The sequence below is a fragment of the Allobosea sp. 67-29 genome (assembly GCF_001898115.1).
Lineage (GTDB): Bacteria > Pseudomonadota > Alphaproteobacteria > Rhizobiales > Beijerinckiaceae > Allobosea.
Window position 1 is genome coordinate 19,250 of record NZ_MKSQ01000008.1, and the last position, 16,162, is coordinate 35,411.

General features: G+C 66.6%; 17 protein-coding genes. 2 read left to right on the forward strand and 15 right to left on the reverse strand.

Annotated elements, in window-relative coordinates:
- The 11 genes from BGO20_RS06715 to BGO20_RS06765 form a co-directional block, all read right to left on the reverse strand.
- Positions 1-2,014 (reverse strand): sodium-translocating pyrophosphatase (locus BGO20_RS06715; protein WP_299857146.1); only part of this gene is annotated, 2,014 nt, incomplete at its 3' end.
- 211 nt (positions 2,015-2,225) lie between these two features.
- A complete protein-coding gene (gene allE / locus BGO20_RS06720; protein WP_298922368.1) occupies positions 2,226-3,014 on the reverse strand; it encodes a (S)-ureidoglycine aminohydrolase in 789 nt (262 codons plus the stop codon).
- Between the two features lie 54 nt (positions 3,015-3,068).
- Complete coding sequence (locus BGO20_RS06725; protein ID WP_291660948.1) at positions 3,069-4,271, reverse strand: MFS transporter; 1,203 nt, start codon at positions 4,269-4,271, stop codon at positions 3,069-3,071.
- 36 nt (positions 4,272-4,307) lie between these two features.
- Positions 4,308-5,306 carry a thiamine-phosphate kinase gene (thiL, locus tag BGO20_RS06730; RefSeq protein ID WP_291660950.1) on the reverse strand — a complete coding sequence of 333 codons (999 nt, stop codon included), beginning with the start codon at positions 5,304-5,306 and terminating at the stop codon, positions 4,308-4,310.
- 179 nt (positions 5,307-5,485) lie between these two features.
- Positions 5,486-5,953, reverse strand: a complete 468-nt coding sequence (gene nusB / locus BGO20_RS06735) for a transcription antitermination factor NusB (RefSeq protein ID WP_291660952.1) — start codon at positions 5,951-5,953, stop codon at positions 5,486-5,488.
- Positions 5,950-6,465, reverse strand: coding sequence for a 6,7-dimethyl-8-ribityllumazine synthase (gene ribH, locus BGO20_RS06740; protein ID WP_291660955.1), 516 nt, complete (start codon positions 6,463-6,465; stop codon positions 5,950-5,952). The genes nusB and ribH overlap by 4 nt, the downstream gene beginning before the upstream one ends.
- 34 nt (positions 6,466-6,499) lie before the next feature.
- Positions 6,500-7,147, reverse strand: coding sequence for a riboflavin synthase (locus BGO20_RS06745; RefSeq protein ID WP_291660957.1), 648 nt, complete (start codon positions 7,145-7,147; stop codon positions 6,500-6,502).
- Positions 7,147-8,283, reverse strand: a complete 1,137-nt coding sequence (ribD, locus tag BGO20_RS06750) for a bifunctional diaminohydroxyphosphoribosylaminopyrimidine deaminase/5-amino-6-(5-phosphoribosylamino)uracil reductase RibD (protein ID WP_291660959.1) — start codon at positions 8,281-8,283, stop codon at positions 7,147-7,149. Before ribD ends, BGO20_RS06745 begins: the two co-directional genes overlap by 1 nt.
- Positions 8,276-8,773: a transcriptional regulator NrdR gene (gene nrdR, locus BGO20_RS06755; protein WP_291660961.1), complete on the reverse strand. Its 498-nt coding sequence runs from the start codon at positions 8,771-8,773 to the stop codon at positions 8,276-8,278. Before nrdR ends, ribD begins: the two co-directional genes overlap by 8 nt.
- Positions 8,774-8,813: 40 nt before the next feature.
- On the reverse strand, positions 8,814-10,112 hold the full coding sequence (gene glyA, locus BGO20_RS06760; protein WP_291660963.1) for a serine hydroxymethyltransferase: 1,299 nt from the start codon (positions 10,110-10,112) through the stop codon (positions 8,814-8,816).
- A gap of 116 nt (positions 10,113-10,228) precedes the next feature.
- Positions 10,229-10,693: a helix-turn-helix domain-containing protein gene (locus BGO20_RS06765; protein WP_291660965.1), complete on the reverse strand. Its 465-nt coding sequence runs from the start codon at positions 10,691-10,693 to the stop codon at positions 10,229-10,231.
- A gap of 68 nt (positions 10,694-10,761) precedes the next feature.
- On the opposite strand from BGO20_RS06765, the gene BGO20_RS06770 reads away from it, so the two are divergent.
- Together BGO20_RS06770 and BGO20_RS06775 are read left to right on the forward strand one after the other, a co-directional pair.
- Positions 10,762-12,003: an MFS transporter gene (locus BGO20_RS06770; RefSeq protein ID WP_291660966.1), complete on the forward strand. Its 1,242-nt coding sequence runs from the start codon at positions 10,762-10,764 to the stop codon at positions 12,001-12,003.
- Positions 12,004-12,094: 91 nt separating this feature from the next.
- Positions 12,095-12,223 carry a hypothetical protein gene (locus BGO20_RS06775; protein WP_291660969.1) on the forward strand — a complete coding sequence of 43 codons (129 nt, stop codon included), beginning with the start codon at positions 12,095-12,097 and terminating at the stop codon, positions 12,221-12,223.
- 186 nt (positions 12,224-12,409) lie between these two features.
- Here BGO20_RS06775 and BGO20_RS06780 read toward each other — a convergent pair whose 3' ends face one another.
- From BGO20_RS06780 to BGO20_RS06795, 4 genes are all read right to left on the reverse strand, one after another.
- Entirely contained in the window at positions 12,410-13,654 is a 1,245-nt protein-coding gene (locus BGO20_RS06780; RefSeq protein ID WP_291660971.1) for a L,D-transpeptidase family protein, read from the reverse strand.
- Between the two features lie 265 nt (positions 13,655-13,919).
- Positions 13,920-14,432 carry a transcriptional regulator LdtR gene (ldtR, locus tag BGO20_RS06785; protein ID WP_291660974.1) on the reverse strand — a complete coding sequence of 171 codons (513 nt, stop codon included), beginning with the start codon at positions 14,430-14,432 and terminating at the stop codon, positions 13,920-13,922.
- Between the two features lie 228 nt (positions 14,433-14,660).
- Positions 14,661-15,107, reverse strand: coding sequence for a DUF6163 family protein (locus BGO20_RS06790; RefSeq protein ID WP_291660976.1), 447 nt, complete (start codon positions 15,105-15,107; stop codon positions 14,661-14,663).
- Positions 15,104-16,159 carry an enoyl-CoA hydratase/isomerase family protein gene (locus BGO20_RS06795; RefSeq protein ID WP_291660978.1) on the reverse strand — a complete coding sequence of 352 codons (1,056 nt, stop codon included), beginning with the start codon at positions 16,157-16,159 and terminating at the stop codon, positions 15,104-15,106. The genes BGO20_RS06790 and BGO20_RS06795 overlap by 4 nt, the downstream gene beginning before the upstream one ends.
- Positions 16,160-16,162: the final 3 nt, after the last annotated feature.

The following is a 16,162-nucleotide window of genomic DNA, read 5'->3' on the forward strand; positions in this document are numbered from 1 at the left end:
CCTTCATGTGGCGCACGCCGTCCTTGTCGACGAAGCCGTCCTCGAAGCTCTTCTTGGCGTTGTCCCAGGCTCCGCCGCCCGAGGTCATCGAGATCGCCACGAAGATGCCGGTGACGATCACGCCCATCAGCATGGCGCCGACGGCCGCGAAGGCGTTGTTCTTGCCGGCGATCCAGTAGATCACGAAATAGGTCACGATCGGCGCCAGCACCGGCAGGAGCGAGGGCACCACCATTTCCTTGATCGCGGCCTTCGTCAGCAGGTCGACGGCGCGGGCGTAATCAGGCCGTTCCGTGCCCTCCATGATGCCGGGCTTCTCCTTGAACTGCCGGCGCACTTCCTCGACGACGGAGCCCGCCGCGCGGCCCACCGCCGTCATGGCCATGCCGCCGAAGAGGAAGGGGATCAGGCCGCCGAGCAGCAGCCCGACGACGACGTAGGGGTTGGACAGCGTGAAATCGACCGTCACCCCCTTGAAGTACTGGAAGGTGGTCGACCCCGCCTTGTTGGCTTCGCCGATGAAGAAGTTCAGGTCCGAGGTATAGGCCGCGAAGAGCACGAGAGCGCCGAGGCCGGCCGAGCCGATCGCGTAGCCCTTGGTGATCGCCTTGGTGGTGTTGCCGACGGCGTCGAGCGCATCGGTGGAGTGGCGGACTTCCTTGGGCAGGCCCGCCATCTCGGCGATGCCGCCGGCATTGTCCGTCACCGGGCCGAAGGCGTCGAGCGCGACGACGACGCCAGCCAGCGCCAGCATGGCCGTGGTGGCGATGGCGATGCCGAAGAGGCCGGCAAGGCTGTAGGACACGATGATGCCGGCGATGATGACGATGGTGGGCATCGCGGTCGATTCCAGGGACACCGCGAGGCCCTGGATGACGTTGGTGCCGTGGCCGGTCACCGAGGCCTGGGCGATCGAGACCACCGGACGCTTGCCGGTGCCGGTGTAGTACTCGGTGATGACGACGATGAGCAGCGTCACCGCGAGACCGACCAGCGCGCAGGCAAAGAGGCCGCCCGAGGTGAAGCCGACGCCCTGCACGGTCTTGAAGGCAGCGGAGAAGCCGCCGAACATCGCATAGTTCACGGCGGCGATCGCGCCGACCGAGAGCACGCCGGCCGCGATGAAGCCCTTGTAGAGCGCCCCCATGATCGACTGGTTGGCGCCGAGCTTCACGAAGAAGGTGCCGATGATCGAGGTGACGATACAGGCCGCGCCGATCGCCATCGGATAAAGCATCATCGTGCCGAGCACCGGCTGACCGGCGAAGAAGATCGCCGCCAGCACCATCGTCGCGACCAGCGTCACCGCATAGGTCTCGAACAGGTCGGCCGCCATGCCGGCGCAGTCGCCGACATTGTCGCCGACATTGTCGGCGATGGTCGCGGGGTTGCGCGGATCGTCCTCCGGGATCCCGGCCTCGACCTTGCCGACAAGGTCGGCGCCCACGTCAGCGCCCTTGGTGAAGATGCCGCCGCCAAGACGGGCGAAGATCGAGATCAGCGAGGCGCCGAAGCCCAGCGCCACGAGCGAATCGATGACGGTGCGACTGGAGGATTCGAAGCCGAGAGCCGAGGTCAGGACGCCGTAGTAGACCGCGACGCCGAGCAAAGCGAGGCCGGCAACGAGCAGGCCGGTGACCGCGCCGGCTTTGAACGCGACGTCGAGGCCCTCGCCCAGCGACTGCATCGCGGCTTGCGCCGTGCGGACGTTGGCGCGCACCGAGACGTTCATGCCGATGAAACCGGCCGTGCCCGAGAGGACCGCACCGATCAGGAAGCCGATCGCCACCCATTTGCCGAGCAGCCAGGCGAGCGCGACGAAAAGCACGACGCCGACCATGGAAATGGTGATGTACTGACGCTTGAGATAGGCCTGCGCGCCTTCGGCGACCGCACCGGAAATCTCCTGCATGCGCTGGTTGCCGGCATCGCGCTTCATCACATCGCCATAGGCCCAGACGCCGTAGGCTATGGAAAGCGCACTCAATATGATGATGAGAAGCAGAGCTGACATTCGATTTCCTGACCTTGAGCTTCCAGCCGTGGGAGCGTGATCGCTCCTCTTTGCAGCGTTGGACGTCAGGCAGCGAAAAAACGGGCCCCGAAGACTGAAAGGCCCGCTCTGCGTCGCCAGTGTCAGGCGAATTTGTGGCAAGTTTCGACGAGGAGCGCAAACGGCTGCGCTTACAAATTTCGTCGAATGTCAGCTGCGGCGGCAGGAAGCGTCAGAGCGCGATGTCGCGATTGACGTTCTTGTACAGCAGGTAGCACGCATCCTCCTGCCCGGTCGGATAGAACTGCTGCGGGCAATAGCCGCCCATCCAGATGAAATCCCGCGCCCAGATCTCGTGCCAATCCTCTCCGAGGAGGTAGAGCCCCTGCCCTTCGAGCATGTAGAGCCCGTGCTCCATCACATGGGTCTCGACCGCCGGAAAGCAGACGCCAGGCTTGAACCACATCAGGTTCATCTCGAAGTCGAACCGCATGTCGCCATAGGGCAGCAGGAACTGGAAGCCGCGCCCCTCCATCCCGGTGTGATTCGTCATCGGCACGGCATCCTGGTGCGACAGGATCGGCTCGGGCACGGCCAACACGGGAGCCGTCTCGTAGCGCTTGCGCAGGGCCAGCACCCGGACCGTCTCCGCCGTCTCGTTGCGCAGGCTGAACGGCGTGCCGGGCGGGAGATAGGCGAAGCCACCGGCGGCGAGCGGCTTCGGCGCATCGCCTGCGAGGCCGAATGACGCCTCGCCCGCCAGCCCATAAAAGAAGTGCTGGATGCCCTCCTCCGCGAACGGGGCCGCGGTGCCGCCGCCGGGCGCAATCTCGAGCACATATTGGGCGAAGCTCGCGCCGAGCACCGGCGCAGCGAGAATACGCGCGACCGTCGCCTGATACTGCGGAAGACGGCTGACGAGCACGCCCTCCGGCGGCATGAAGGCGTAGTTCGGGCGCACGATGCCGCGATTGTGGCCGATCGCCCCGGGCGGAACGCGGCCCGTCGCAGCTGGAAACATGCGTTGGCTCATCGCTTCACCCCGTCTCCGTCTCGCCGATATCGACCAGGCCGCTCAAGCGGCGGCACGCCTCTGCGTGCGCTGCCAGAGGACGAGCAACAACGCGACCGCCACCGGCGGAAACACCAGCCAGTTGACGGTCTCCCAGCCACCATGGCTCAGCAGCCCCCCCGACGAGAACGAGGCGATGGCAACCGAGCCGAAGACCAGGAAGTCGTTGGCAGCCTGCACCTTCACCCGTTCCTCCGGCCGGTAGCAATCCGTCACCAGAGCGGTCGCTCCGATGAAGCCGAGATTCCAGCCCAGGCCGAGCAGCACGAGCGCGAGCCAGAAATGCCCGACGCTCAACCCTGTCAGGCCGGTGATCGCTGCCAGCGCCGTCAGCGCCAGCCCTGTGATCGTGATCGTCTCCTTGCCGAAGCGCTCGATCAGCTTGCCGGTGAAGAAACTCGGCCCGTACATCGCCAGCACATGCCACTGGATGCCGAGGGCGGCATCGCCGACCGAATGGCCGCAGGCGACCATGGCCATCGGCGCAGCCGTCATCACGAAGCTCATCAGCCCATAGGCGACGAGCGCGGCGATCACCGAGGCGATGAACTTCGGCTGGCGCACGATCTGGCCGAGCGGGCGGCCGAGATCGTTGCGCACGGCCTTCACCGGCGGCGCATGGAGCTGCGACACGATGCAGATCGCCAGCAGGGCGAGCGCGCCCTGAGCCAGGAAGCTCGCGGCGAAAGGCGCAGCGGGCGTCAAATCCCGGGTCCAGTACACCGACTGGGGGCCGATCACGCCCGCCGCCAGCCCGCCGAGCATGACCCAGGAGATCGCGCGCGGCCGGAAGCCCGGGCTCGCCGTGTCGGCAGCGGCAAAGCGATAGCTCTGGACGAACGAGCCGTAGAGCCCGCAGACGAAGGTCCCGAGGCAGAACAGCCAGAAGTGCCGGGAAACGACGCCGCCCGCCGCGAGGCTCGCCCCCGTCGCACCGACCAGGGCGCCGATGAGATAGCCGCCACGCCGGCCCAGACGGCGCATCAGCATGGCGGCCGGGATGACGCCGGCCGCGATACCGAGCTGCAGCAGGCTGACCGGCACGGTCGCGAACGTCTTGTCGGAGGCGAGCTGCGCGCCGACTAGGCCACCGAGTGAGACGACGATCGCCGGGTTGGCGCCGCCGAGCGCCTGCGCACCGGACAAGATGAGCGCATTGCGCTTCGCGAGCCTGTCGCCCTCGGCGACCGGGACATGCTGGTTCATCGCCACGCCGTTCTGCGGCGCCGCAAGGGCCCGCTTTCAGAAATGAGAAAAGGAGCCGTGCGCGAAGACCTGCGCACCGCCCTCCCCGATGTAATGCACAGCGCCCGCCTCCGGGAGAATCCGACCGATGGGCGTCAGCGGAACACCCCGCTCCGCAGCCGCGGAAACCAGAGCAAGATGTTCTCCTTCCGGCGCCGTGCAGAGAATTTCGTAGTCGTCTCCCCCGGTCCAGGCCAGTTCCGCCAGCGCAGGATCGGCCATGAGCGCGGCGCGGGCCGGGGCGGAAAGCGGGACGACATCGAGGTCGATCTCGGCACCGACGCCGGATGCCTTCACAAGCTTGGCCAGATCGCCGATCAAGCCGTCGGAGATGTCCATGGCGGCGCTGGCGTGACGCTGGAGAATGTCCGCGAGCGCCGTCCGGGGCTGCGGATGCAGGTAGCGACCGGCCAGGAAACCGCGCTGCTCCTCGTCGAGCACGGCGACCCAGCCGGGCTTGCCCGGGCCGTGAACCTTCAGACCGAGCGCGCCATCGCCGATGGCGCCGGAGACGAGAACGACATCGCCCGGCTTCGCGCCGGAGCGACGGACCATGCGACCGGCCGGAACGGTGCCGAGGGCCGTGATCGAAAGAGTGAGCGGGCCAGCGGTCGAGACGGTGTCACCACCGATCAGCGGGCAGCCGGCCTGTCCGGCCAGCTTGCCGAGGCCCGCGGCGAAATCCTTCAGCCAGTCCTCGGTCCAGTCGCGCGGCAGCGCGAGGGTCAGGACGAAGCCCTCCGGCTTTGCCCCTTTGGCGGCGAGGTCCGAGAGATTGACGGCGAGCGCCTTCCAGCCGATCGCGGCCGGCGGATCGTCGGGGAAGAAATGCACGCCGGCGACCAGCGCATCGGCGGTCACGACGACCTCGTAGCCGCGCCCCGGCCGCAGCAGGCCGGCATCGTCGAGAAGGCCGAGGCCGCCGGGACCGGCGAGCGGCGCGAAATAGCGCTCGATCAGCTCGAATTCGCCGGGGCGGGAGTTCTGGCTGTTCATGATCCCCCCAAGCCGCTAGCCTTTTCTGCGCGGCCCTGATCCAGGGGAGCCGCGCAGCGGCGTCTCGAAGGATGCTCCAGAACGCAAATCCGGAGCAATCTGGAACACCCTTCAAGATGCAGCCTTTGACTGCTCCTCAGGATGAGGGCTCGAATGTCCGAGCCTTTCATCATGTCGGGCTACGCGGCCGGGGCGTCGAACTCGTCGGCGCGGAACTCGCGGGCCATGCGGTCGAGAACAGCGTTGACCATGCCGATCTCCTCGCCATCGTAGAAGGCGCGGGCGACGGCAACATACTCGGAAATCACGGCGCGGGCCGGCACGTCCTTGCGGAAGGCGAGTTCGTAGGCGCCGGCACGCAGGATCGCGCGCACCACCGCCTCGACACGCTTCAGCGGCCAGCCCTTGGCGAGCAGATCGTCGACAGTGCGGTCGACCAGCCGCTGCTCGCGCACGACACCGCCGAGCAGATCGCGGAAGAAGGCGATCTCCGCCTTCGGCAATTCGATCTCCTCGACTTCCTTGCCGATCCAGAAGGCCTCGAACTCGGCCATGGCCTCGATCACGCCACGGCCGCCGATCTCCATCTCGTAGAGCGCCTGAACCACCGAAAGGCGAGCGCCGCGCCGCATTTCGGCCCGGCTCATTCCGGTTGCTCCGTCTCGACCAGCGAGCGCTTGTAGCGCAACACAGCCAGAGCGGCCTCGGCGGCGCCGCCGCCCTTGTCCATTTCGGAGCGGTTGGCGCGGGCCCAGGCCTGAGCCTCGTTCTCGACGGTCAGAATGCCGTTGCCGAGCGGCAGGGCGAAGGCGACCGACAGGTCCATCAGCGCGCGCGAGCTCTCGCCGGCGACGATGTCGTAATGTCCAGTCTCGCCGCGGATGACGGTGCCGAGCGCGACGACGGCCTCGTAAGGATCGACCGACTCGTCGGCGGCGCGCAGACCGATGACGATGGCGGAGGGAATCTCCAGCGCACCGGGAACGGTGACGACATCAACACGGCAGCCGGCCTTTTCGAGCACGGCGGTCGCGCCCGCGAGGAGCTCGTCGGCAAGCTTGTCGTAGAAGCGCGCCTCGACCACGAGAACGCGGGCGCCGTCGATCTCGACGGCAGGAGTTGCGGCCTTGTCGACCGAGGTCTGCCGGGGTCCGGCCATTTCTTCTGTCCTTCTTGGAATGTGAGCAGGCTCGTTACCCCTGCGGGCGCGCCTCCGCAAGCCGCGCGGCATACCGTGCCATCAGATCGACCTCGACATGAACGGGGTCGCCCTCCCTGCGCTGACCCCAGGTGGTGACCGCGAAGGAATGCGGGATCAGCAGCACCGTGAAGACATCGTCCTCGACCGTGTTGACCGTGAGCGAGGTACCGTCGAGGCTGATCGAGCCCTTCGCGGCGATGAAGCGGGCAAGCCCCTGCGGGGCGCGGATGTGGAAGCGGGCGGTCGCACCCCAGGGCTCGTCCGGATCGGGCTCGATCGCCTCGATCTTGAGGATGCGCCCGACGCCGTCGACATGGCCGGTGACGAGATGCCCGCCGAGTTCCTCGCCGACCTTGAGCGAGCGTTCCAGATTGATCCTGGTGCCGGGCTCCCATTCGCCGACCAGCGTCTTGGCCAGCGTCTCGGCGGCAGCCTCGACCTGGAAGACGCAGCCGGATTCGCCATCCGCGCGCGGGCGCAGGGCGGTCACCGTGAGACAGACGCCGGCGCAGGCGATGGAGGCTCCGATGGCGATGCCTTCCGCCTCATAGGGGCAGGCGATGGCGAGGCGCTTCAGGTTCGGCCCCTTGCGCTCGGACTCGACGACCTCGCCGATGGCGGTGACGATCCCGGTGAACATCAGCCTCTCCTCACGAAATGCTCGAAACGGTCGCCGCCGATCAGCTCGGTCCCGGCGAGGCGGTAAAGATCGGGGTCGGCCAGCAATCCCGCAAGGCCGGGGCGCAGGGCGACGATGCCGGGTTCGCCCAGCGCCTTTGGCGAGGTCGAGACGACGACCTCGTCGGCAAGCCCGGCCAAAGCGAGCTTCTCGCCGATGCGCGGACCGCCTTCCGAGAAGACGCGCGTGATACCGCGCGCGCCAAGCAGGGTGAGCGCCTCGTGCAGGTCGAGATGGCCGTCCGGCGCGGCCCCGACACGCATGACCTCGACGCCGGCCGCGACCAGCGCCGCCTCGGGCTCGACCGGCGCCGTCTCGGCGGCGATGACCCAGACAGGCACTTCACGCGCGGTGCGAGCCAGCTTCGAGGCCAGCGGCAATTTGAGATACGAGTCGAGAATGACCCGTACCGGCGAGCGATCGGCCATGCCCGGCAGACGCACCGTCAGCTGCGGGTCGTCCGAGAGCACGGAACCGACACCGAGCATGATCGCGTCGTGATGCGCCCGCTGGAGATGCACCCAGGCGCTCGCTGCCGGAGACGAGACGGCGATGGGCGTGGCCCCCGCTCCGCCGGCGTAGCCATCGGCCGTCCGAGCGATCTTGAAGGTCACCATCGGCCGCCCCTGCGTCACCCGCAGGACATGGCCGCAATGGGCGCGTTGCGCCTGATCCTCCAACACGCCGGTGACGACCTCGATGCCCGCGGTGCGCAGCAGCGCATGGCCGAGCCCGGCGATGAAGGGGTTGGGATCCGCCATCGCCGAAACCACGCGCTTCACGCCGGACAGAATGGTGTGCTCGACGCAGGGGATGCCTCCCCGCAAGGAACGATGCGAGCAGGGTTCGAGCGTGACATAGAGCGTACCGCCCATTGCCGCGGCGCCGGCGCCGGCGCGGGCGAAGGCGAGCGCCTCGCCATGCGGGCGTCCCCCGGCCTGGGTCAGGCCGCGGGCCACCACGACCGGCCCATCGGGCGAGTCCTGGGTGACGATGGCGCCGACCGAGGGGTTGGGCCAGGTTCGGCCGAGATTGCGCGCGCCGAGGTCAAGCGCCTGTGCCATGAAGGCGCGGTCGACCGCATCCCGGTCAGTCATCAGCGCGGGGCAGCGGGGCGGAAGCGCCCTCCTCCTCTTCGATGGTACCGAGCTGGCCGAGCAGTTCCTCGAAATCCTTGGCCTCGCGGAAGTTCTTGTAGACCGAGGCGAAGCGGACATAGGCCACGTCGTCGAGCCCCTTGAGGCCCTCCATCACCAACTCGCCGATGGTCGAGCTCGGAATCTCGGCCTCGCCGGAGCTTTCGAGCTGACGCACGATGCCGTTGACCATGCGCTCGATGCGCTCGGGGGTGACGGCGCGCTTGCGCAGCGCATGCGCGATCGAGGTCTCCAGCTTGTCGCGATCGAACGGCGCGCGGCGGCCCGAGCGCTTCACGACCGTAAGCTCGCGCAATTGCACGCGCTCGAAGGTGGTGAAGCGGCCACCGCAATCCGGGCAGACGCGGCGGCGGCGGATCGAGGCGTGATCGTCGGTGGGACGGGAGTCCTTCACCTGCGTGTCGAGGGAGCCGCAATAGGGACAGCGCATTTTTACTCGCCAGCCTTTCTCAGTGCCCCTTCGAGATGCTTCAATAGATCGGGAAGCGCGCCGTCAGCGCCGTCACCTTGGCCTTCACCACGTCCTCGACGGCTACGTTGCCCTCTTCCCCGTTCGTGGCAAGACCGTCCAGCACCTCGGCGATCAGTTCGCCGACCTGCTTGAACTCGGCGATGCCGAAGCCGCGCGAGGTCGCCGCCGGGGTGCCGAGGCGGATGCCCGAAGTGGTCATCGGCTTCTCGGGGTCGAAGGGGATGCCGTTCTTGTTGCAGGTGATGTGGGCGCGGCCGAGCGCGGCCTCCGCTGCCTTGCCGGTCAGCTTTTTCGAGCGCAGGTCGACCAGCATCAGATGGTTGTCGGTGCCGCCGGTGACGAGGTCGAAGCCCTTCGCCTTCAGCGTCTCGGCCAGCGCCTTGGCGTTGGCGACGACGGCGTGGGCATAGGTCTTGAACTCTGGCTGCAGCGCCTCGTGGAACGAGACCGCCTTGGCGGCGATGACATGCATAAGCGGGCCGCCCTGAATGCCAGGGAAGATCGCCGAATTGACCTTCTTGGCGATCGCCTCGTCATTGGTCAGGATCATGCCGCCGCGCGGGCCGCGCAGGGTTTTGTGCGTCGTCGTGGTGACGACATGGGCATGCGGGAACGGCGAAGGATGAGCGCCGCCGGCGACGAGCCCGGCGAAATGGGCGATATCGACCATGAAATAGGCGCCGACCTTGTCAGCGATCTCACGGAAGCGGGCGAAGTCCCAGTGGCGGGCATAGGCCGAGCCGCCGGCGACGATGACCTTCGGCTTATGCTCGACGGCGAGGCGCTCCATCGCATCGTAGTCGATCAGTTGGTCGACGACGCAGACGCCATAGGAGACGACGTTGAACCACTTGCCGGACTGGTTGACCGGCGCGCCATGGGTCAGGTGCCCGCCGGCGGCGAGGTCCAGGCCCATGAAGGTATCGCCCGGCTGCATCAGCGCCATGAAGACGCCCTGGTTGGCCTGCGAGCCGGAATTCGGCTGGACGTTGGCGAACTTGCAGTCGAACAGCCGGCAGGCGCGCTCGATGGCGAGCTTCTCGGCGATGTCGACGAACTGGCAGCCGCCATAATAGCGCCGGCCCGGATAACCCTCGGCGTATTTATTGGTCATCACCGAGCCCTGCGCCTCGAGCACGGCGCGGGAAACGATGTTCTCGGAGGCGATCAGCTCGATCTCGTCGCGCTGGCGACCGAGCTCCAGATCGATGGCGCGGGCGATCTCTGGATCGGCATCATGCAGCGAGGCGCCGAAGAAGGAATTCGAAAGGTGCTTGTTCAGCGCGGCTTCGCTCATGTCCGGCTCCTGAGATTCGGCGGCCGGCCAAGGGGCCGGGCCTGTCGCGGCGTCCCTATCATGCGGCGGGGGGCTGTCCAAGCGATAGATGGTCACCTGCGACGCCACGGGAGCGGTCAGCCTGCACGCCCGCGCCGTCCAGGGGCCAACTGTCTGTCTGATTGCCCGCTGGACGGACGATAGATCAAAGGCCGGCGAGCCGAGGACTTCAGCAGCGCGCGAAAACTCGGGCATTCGAGATGGCTCGGAGCCCGGCAATCGGCGACATGCCGCAATGCGTCACGCAACGTCCTCAATCCGAGGATCTGCCGCTGCAGCTCATCCGCCTTTGCGTGCAACTGCTCGCGCGGAATATCGGGCCGCCCGTCGCTGCCGAACATGCCGGCGATCTCGCCGAGCGAGAAGCCTGCCGCCTTGCCCAAGCCGATCAGCGACAGCCTGAGCAGGACGTCGCCGTCATATTGCCGGCGCAGGCCCCGCCGGCCTTCCGACCGGATCAGCTCGACCTCCTCGTAATAGCGCAGCGTCGAAGGCGGCACACCAGTGCGCCGCGCGATCTCTCCGATATCCAGTAGCGACATGCTTGACCTCAAGTTGACTTGAATTCGTAGAGTCCTCCGAACCTGCGATCCCGACAAGAGGAAAAATAATGAAAGAGCTTGATTTAGAAAGCAAAAACGCACTGTGGCGCGACCCGCGCGCCATCGCGCTGCTGATGGCGGCATCGCTCACCACAATGGCGAACGCGACGATCAGCCCGGCGCTGCCCGGGCTGGAGCGGCTGTTCAGCGCCGATCCGAACGCGGCGATGCTGACGCGGCTGCTGGTGCCCGCCCCTTCCCTCAGCGTCGCCATCTGCGCCCCGCTGGCGGGGCTGCTCGCCGACCGGTTCGGGCGCCGGGCGCTGCTTCTGGCCGGAACGGTCCTCTTCGTGATCGCCGGCTGCGCCGGGCTGGTCCTGCCGGACCTGCCGACGATCTTCGCCAGCCGTCTCGTCCTGGGCATCGCCGTCGCGCTGATCATGACGGCACAGACCGCGCTGATCGGCGATTACTTCAGCGGCCATGCGCGCAATGCGCTGACCGGCCTGCAGATCTCGGCGCGCAACTTCGGCGGGCTGGTGTTCATCTCGCTCGCCGGGTGGATCGCCGTCCTTTCCCCGCGCCTGCCCTTCGCGATCTATGGGCTCGCCATCCTGTTCCTGCCGTTGATGTGGCGGGTCATCGCCGATCCCGAACGCGCTCCTCGTACTGTCGGCGCCAAACCCGACGACAGCAGCGACGGAGCAGGTCCATGGCGCGTCTCGCTCGCCCTGCTGGCTCTGCTGCAGGCGGCAACCAACATGATCTTCTTTGTCATGCCGACGCAGATTTCGTTCTTCCTGGCATCCCGAGGCCATGCCAGCCCTGTGATGACCGGGGCCATCCTCGGCGTGCTGATGGTTTCGGGGGGCTGCCTGGCGCTGCTCTATCCGCGCATCCAGCGTGGCAGCGGCTATGGCGGCGTCTTCCTGCTCGGCTATGGCGCGATGGCGCTCGGCTTCCTGCTCCTGCCGCTCGCCGGAGCGACGTGGCTGCTCTTCCTGGCTGCGGCCGCGATCGGTGCCGGCTACGCGCTCGTCTCGCCGAGCTTCGTGGCGCTGGCGCTGAACCTCGCGCCGCGGGCCGCGCGCGGGCTGGCCGGCGGCATCCTGACCTCGTCGATCTTCATCGGCCAGTTCTGCTCGCCACTGATCAGCACGCCTCTGATCGCGGCTCACGGCTATCCCGGCCTGTTCCAGGGCACCGCGGGGTTGCTTGCATCGATGGCCGCCATAGCCGCGCTGGCGAGTGCCGCCGCCTGGCTGCGGCGGCGCACCGGCGCGGAACCCGCGCGATCTCCCTGCGCCTGAGGCCTCCAGCTAGGTCAGCTTGTGCATCGCAACATGAGGCCATATCTAGGCATTGCCGAAGCACCTCCCTCATCAACGAAAGGAGAGATACATGCTCGAACGGCACGATTGCGATTGTGCCTCGGAGGCCGAGTACGGTCGCGAGGACGAATGCGAGATCCAGCAGGACGAAACGGAATCGTTCTCACCTCGCGACTATCAGCAAGGCTTCTGGAGCTAAGCGCTCCTTCAGGTCACGGCGGAGGGCTCGTGCAGCCCTCCGCATCAGGTTCGGGGAACCTTCGCCGACATCACCCGATCGAACGGTTCCGACGGATCGGCGACCGATCCCCGCAAATACCGACAATTCATACGAAAAGACCCGCCGAGCGACCGGCGGGCCTGTGATCGACGCCCTGTCGAAGGATCAGATGTCGTTCTCGCCCTGCAGCGCCGCGACCGGCGCCGGCCCGAGTCCGTCCTTGTTGTAGATGTCGTCGCGGAACTGAACACCGCCATCCGGCGTCGCCCAGGCGGTGACATAGACCCAGTAGCACGGCACCGGATCGGCGATGCGCGCGTTGACGCGCTGCCCCGAGGCGATGACCTCGTCGATCTTGGCGCGGTCCCAGCCGGGCGTGTTCTTGAGCAGCCAGGCGACATAGTCGCGCACGTTCTGGACGCGCATGCAGCCCGAGGAGACGAAGCGGTAGTCGTCGCCGAAGATGCCCTTGGCCGGGGTGTCATGCATATAGACACCGTAGGGGCTCGGAATGTTGATACGCACGAAGCCGAGCGAATTGAAATCGCCGCCCGGGTCCTGGCGGAAGGTGTAACGCGTCGCCTCGTCCGAATTCCAGTTCACCTGCGAGGGCGAAATCTCGGCGCCGCTCTGCGAGATGATGCGGATCTTGTTCTCTGTGAGGTAGTTCGGCTCCTTCCTCATCTTCGGGATGAGGTCCTTCTTGATGATCGAGGCAGGAACCGTCCAGGTCGGGTTGAAATTCACTTCCGGAATCTTGGTCTGCAGCAGCGGCGACTGGCGGTCGATCTTGCCCACGCCCGCGGCATGACGCGTCGCGACATGGCCGTTCTCGACCGTTTCGACCATCGCGGCCGGAATGTTCGCGACGACGTAGCGATTGCCGAGATTGCCGGACCAGGTGCGCAGGCGCACGACATTCGTCTCAAGCTGACGGATGCGCCGCTCGATCGGCACGTTGAGCGCGATGATCGTCGCCCGGTTGATCGCGCCGGTGGTCGACAGGCCGACACGGGCCTGGAACTGGCGCACCGCCGCCTCGACATAGGAGTCGTAAACGTTGCTCTCGCCCGCCTTCTGCACGAGATCGCCGGTAATTGCGAGGCGCTGGCGCAAGGCCGCGACGGCAGGGCCCCGCGCTCCGAGGCCAAGACGATCAGGCAGTTGAACCGGCTGCCAGCCGCCACGTGCAGCGAGGTCACGATAGGCGACGATGGCCTGCTCGGTCGCCTGCAGCGTCTCGGGCGAGAGCATCGGCGTCGACGAGCGCAACACCGAGTTGCGCGGGCCGGCATCGTAATTCTGAAGCCATTCGGCCTGCTGCGCGAACGCCGGGGCTGCGGCGGCCGTGGCAGCGCCCGAAAGCAACGCCAGCACGGTCTCGCGGCGAGTCAGGCTCAGTTGCGACATCTCTTCCCTCTTCACTTCATCCGAATACGGGCGACCGGCACAAAAACGCCGCCGGGGGAGCGGCAGCGCACCAGATCGGCTCCCATGCCGGCGACGGTGTCGTATCACAGTTAAAGAGGTGTGATGAGAGCGGCGAATTTAGGGCATGCCTACGTTTTGCGGCATGCATGGCAGTAAAGTCACACCCGGCTGCCGCGGCCGCTCGCCGAGGAAGGGGCCCGGACGGCCGGCGCGACCCGGCCGCCCCGCAGGTGGGCATGAGGCGTCAGAGCTTGTAGCGGATCTGGTCGGTCCAGAAGCGCTCCAGCCGCAGCAGGGCGTTGTTCATACGCTCGAAGTCATCCGCGGCGATCCCGCCGATCTGCTCGACCGTGCGGACATGCTTGTCGTAAACGCCCTTCACGATGTCGTGTACCTCCGAGCCTTTCTGGGTGAGGCTGATGCGGACCGAACGGCGGTCGATCCGCGACCGGGCGTGATGAAGATAGCCGAGCTCGACCAACTTCTTGACGTTGTAGGAGACGTTCGAGCCGAGATAGTAGCCGCGGGTCCGCAGTTCGCTGGCAGAAAGCTCGGCGTCGCCGATATTGTACAGCAGCAGCGCCTGCACGCTGTTGACGTCGTCCCGGCCGCGACGCTCGAATTCATCCTTGATGACATCGAGAAGCCGGCGATGCAGCCGCTCCACCAGGGTCAGCGACTCAAGATAAAGGGGCTTCACGCTCAGTTCAGCCTCGTTAGTCTTGGCAACCTCGGAAGTCTTGACGCTCGCTTTCATGGTATATCCCGCCTGTTGTGTGTCAGCCGGGATTTGCTTCCCGGTCCGCTTCTGAAAAACACCATAAGCCTGACCGGATGAAAACGAGTTTAAATATCAGGATGAATCAGGGATTTACCCCTTTGGGTGAATCGTAGGTGAAGCCAGAAAGGCTTAAGCTAAAGCGATTCTTACCATGACTCGCCGCAATCGACGGGCCTGCGGGCCGGACGCGCGACGCCTCCCGGGCTATTCCGCCTCGTTCTCGGCCGCCCAGGTCACGAGGAAGTAGGCCGCCATCAGCGCCACATAGATGCCGACCATCCAGCCTGTCAGAGGCACGAAACGGGGGAAGAAGAAGCTCAGCAGAAGCTGGCTCAAACTGGCGAGCAGCCAGAGCACGCCCCCCCAGGTCGAGGTCAGCCAGAGCCCGACCGCCGCGACAAGGTCGATCACCGCGAAATAGACGATGATGGCCTGGAAGCTGAGGAGACGGTTCTCGAAGGCGGGCTGCGCATCCGCCGACACGCCGAAAATCACCGTCCAGGCGAGCAAGCCCTTCGCCAGCCAGAAAACCGAGAGCAGCCGCAGGAACCAGACCAGGACCAGCCGCCAGCGCGCCGATCCCTTCTGGCTGCCTTCGCCCGCCTGCTCGCCGCGGAGGGCTTCGCCGTCGCCGCCCAGACCCAAACTCACTTCCCCAGCTTCAGCTCGGCCGGGCCGAGCGGCGCGAAATAGGCTGCGATCGCCGCCGGGTCGACCGCGTCGAGCCTGTCCGGTAGCCAGCGCGGAGACTGGTCCTTGTCGACGACGACGGCGCGCACGCCCTCGTAGAAATCGTGGCCGCGGGCAATGCGCGAGACGATCCGGAACTCGGTGCGCATCGCCTCGGCGAAGTCCAGCTCCCGGCCGCGGCGCATCTGCTCGTGAGCGATGGCGACGCTGGTCGGCGATTTGGTGGCGAGGGTTTGGGCGAGCTTGCCGGCGAAGGCGCTGCCGCGACCGGCGAGGGCGTTCAGCCTTCCGACGACAGCCTGGGGAGAGGCGGCAGCGAAAGCATCGGCGATCGTCGCGGCTTCGGCCTGCAGCGGGCCGGGCGGCGGGGCGATCGTGAAGCCGACGAGGATATCGTCGATCGCCGTGCGGCTGGTCAGCGCATCGGCGAGCTCGGCCATGCGGTCGCTCGGGACCGCATGCGTAGCAAGTCCCGCCGAAAGCGCGTCGGCGGCACCGATCCGCTCCCCGGTCAGGGCAAGGAAGACGCCGAAAGCGTCGGGCAAGCGCGGCAGCGCATAGGTCGCGCCGACATCCGGGAAGAACCCGATGCCGACTTCCGGCATGGCGAAGAGATAGCGGTCTCCGGCGATGCGATGGCTGCCATGCAAGGAGATGCCGACGCCGCCACCCATCACGATGCCGTCGATCAGCGCGACATAGGGTTTTGGATAGGTCTTGATGCGGTGGTTGAGGACGTACTCCTCGCCCCAGAACGCCAGCATCTCGTCATGGCGTCCCGCCTTGCCGCAATCATGCAGCCAACGGATGTCGCCTCCGGCCGAGAACGCCTTCTCGCTCGTACTGAGGACGACGACACGCGTCACCTGAGGATCGTCCTCCCAGGCGTCGAGCGCACGGGCGAGTTCGCGCACCATGCCGAGGCTCAGCGCATTCAGCGCCTTCGGCCGGTTGAGAATGACGACGCCGGCCGCGCCGCGGATCTCGCAGATGATGTCCTGATCCTGCGCCATGGC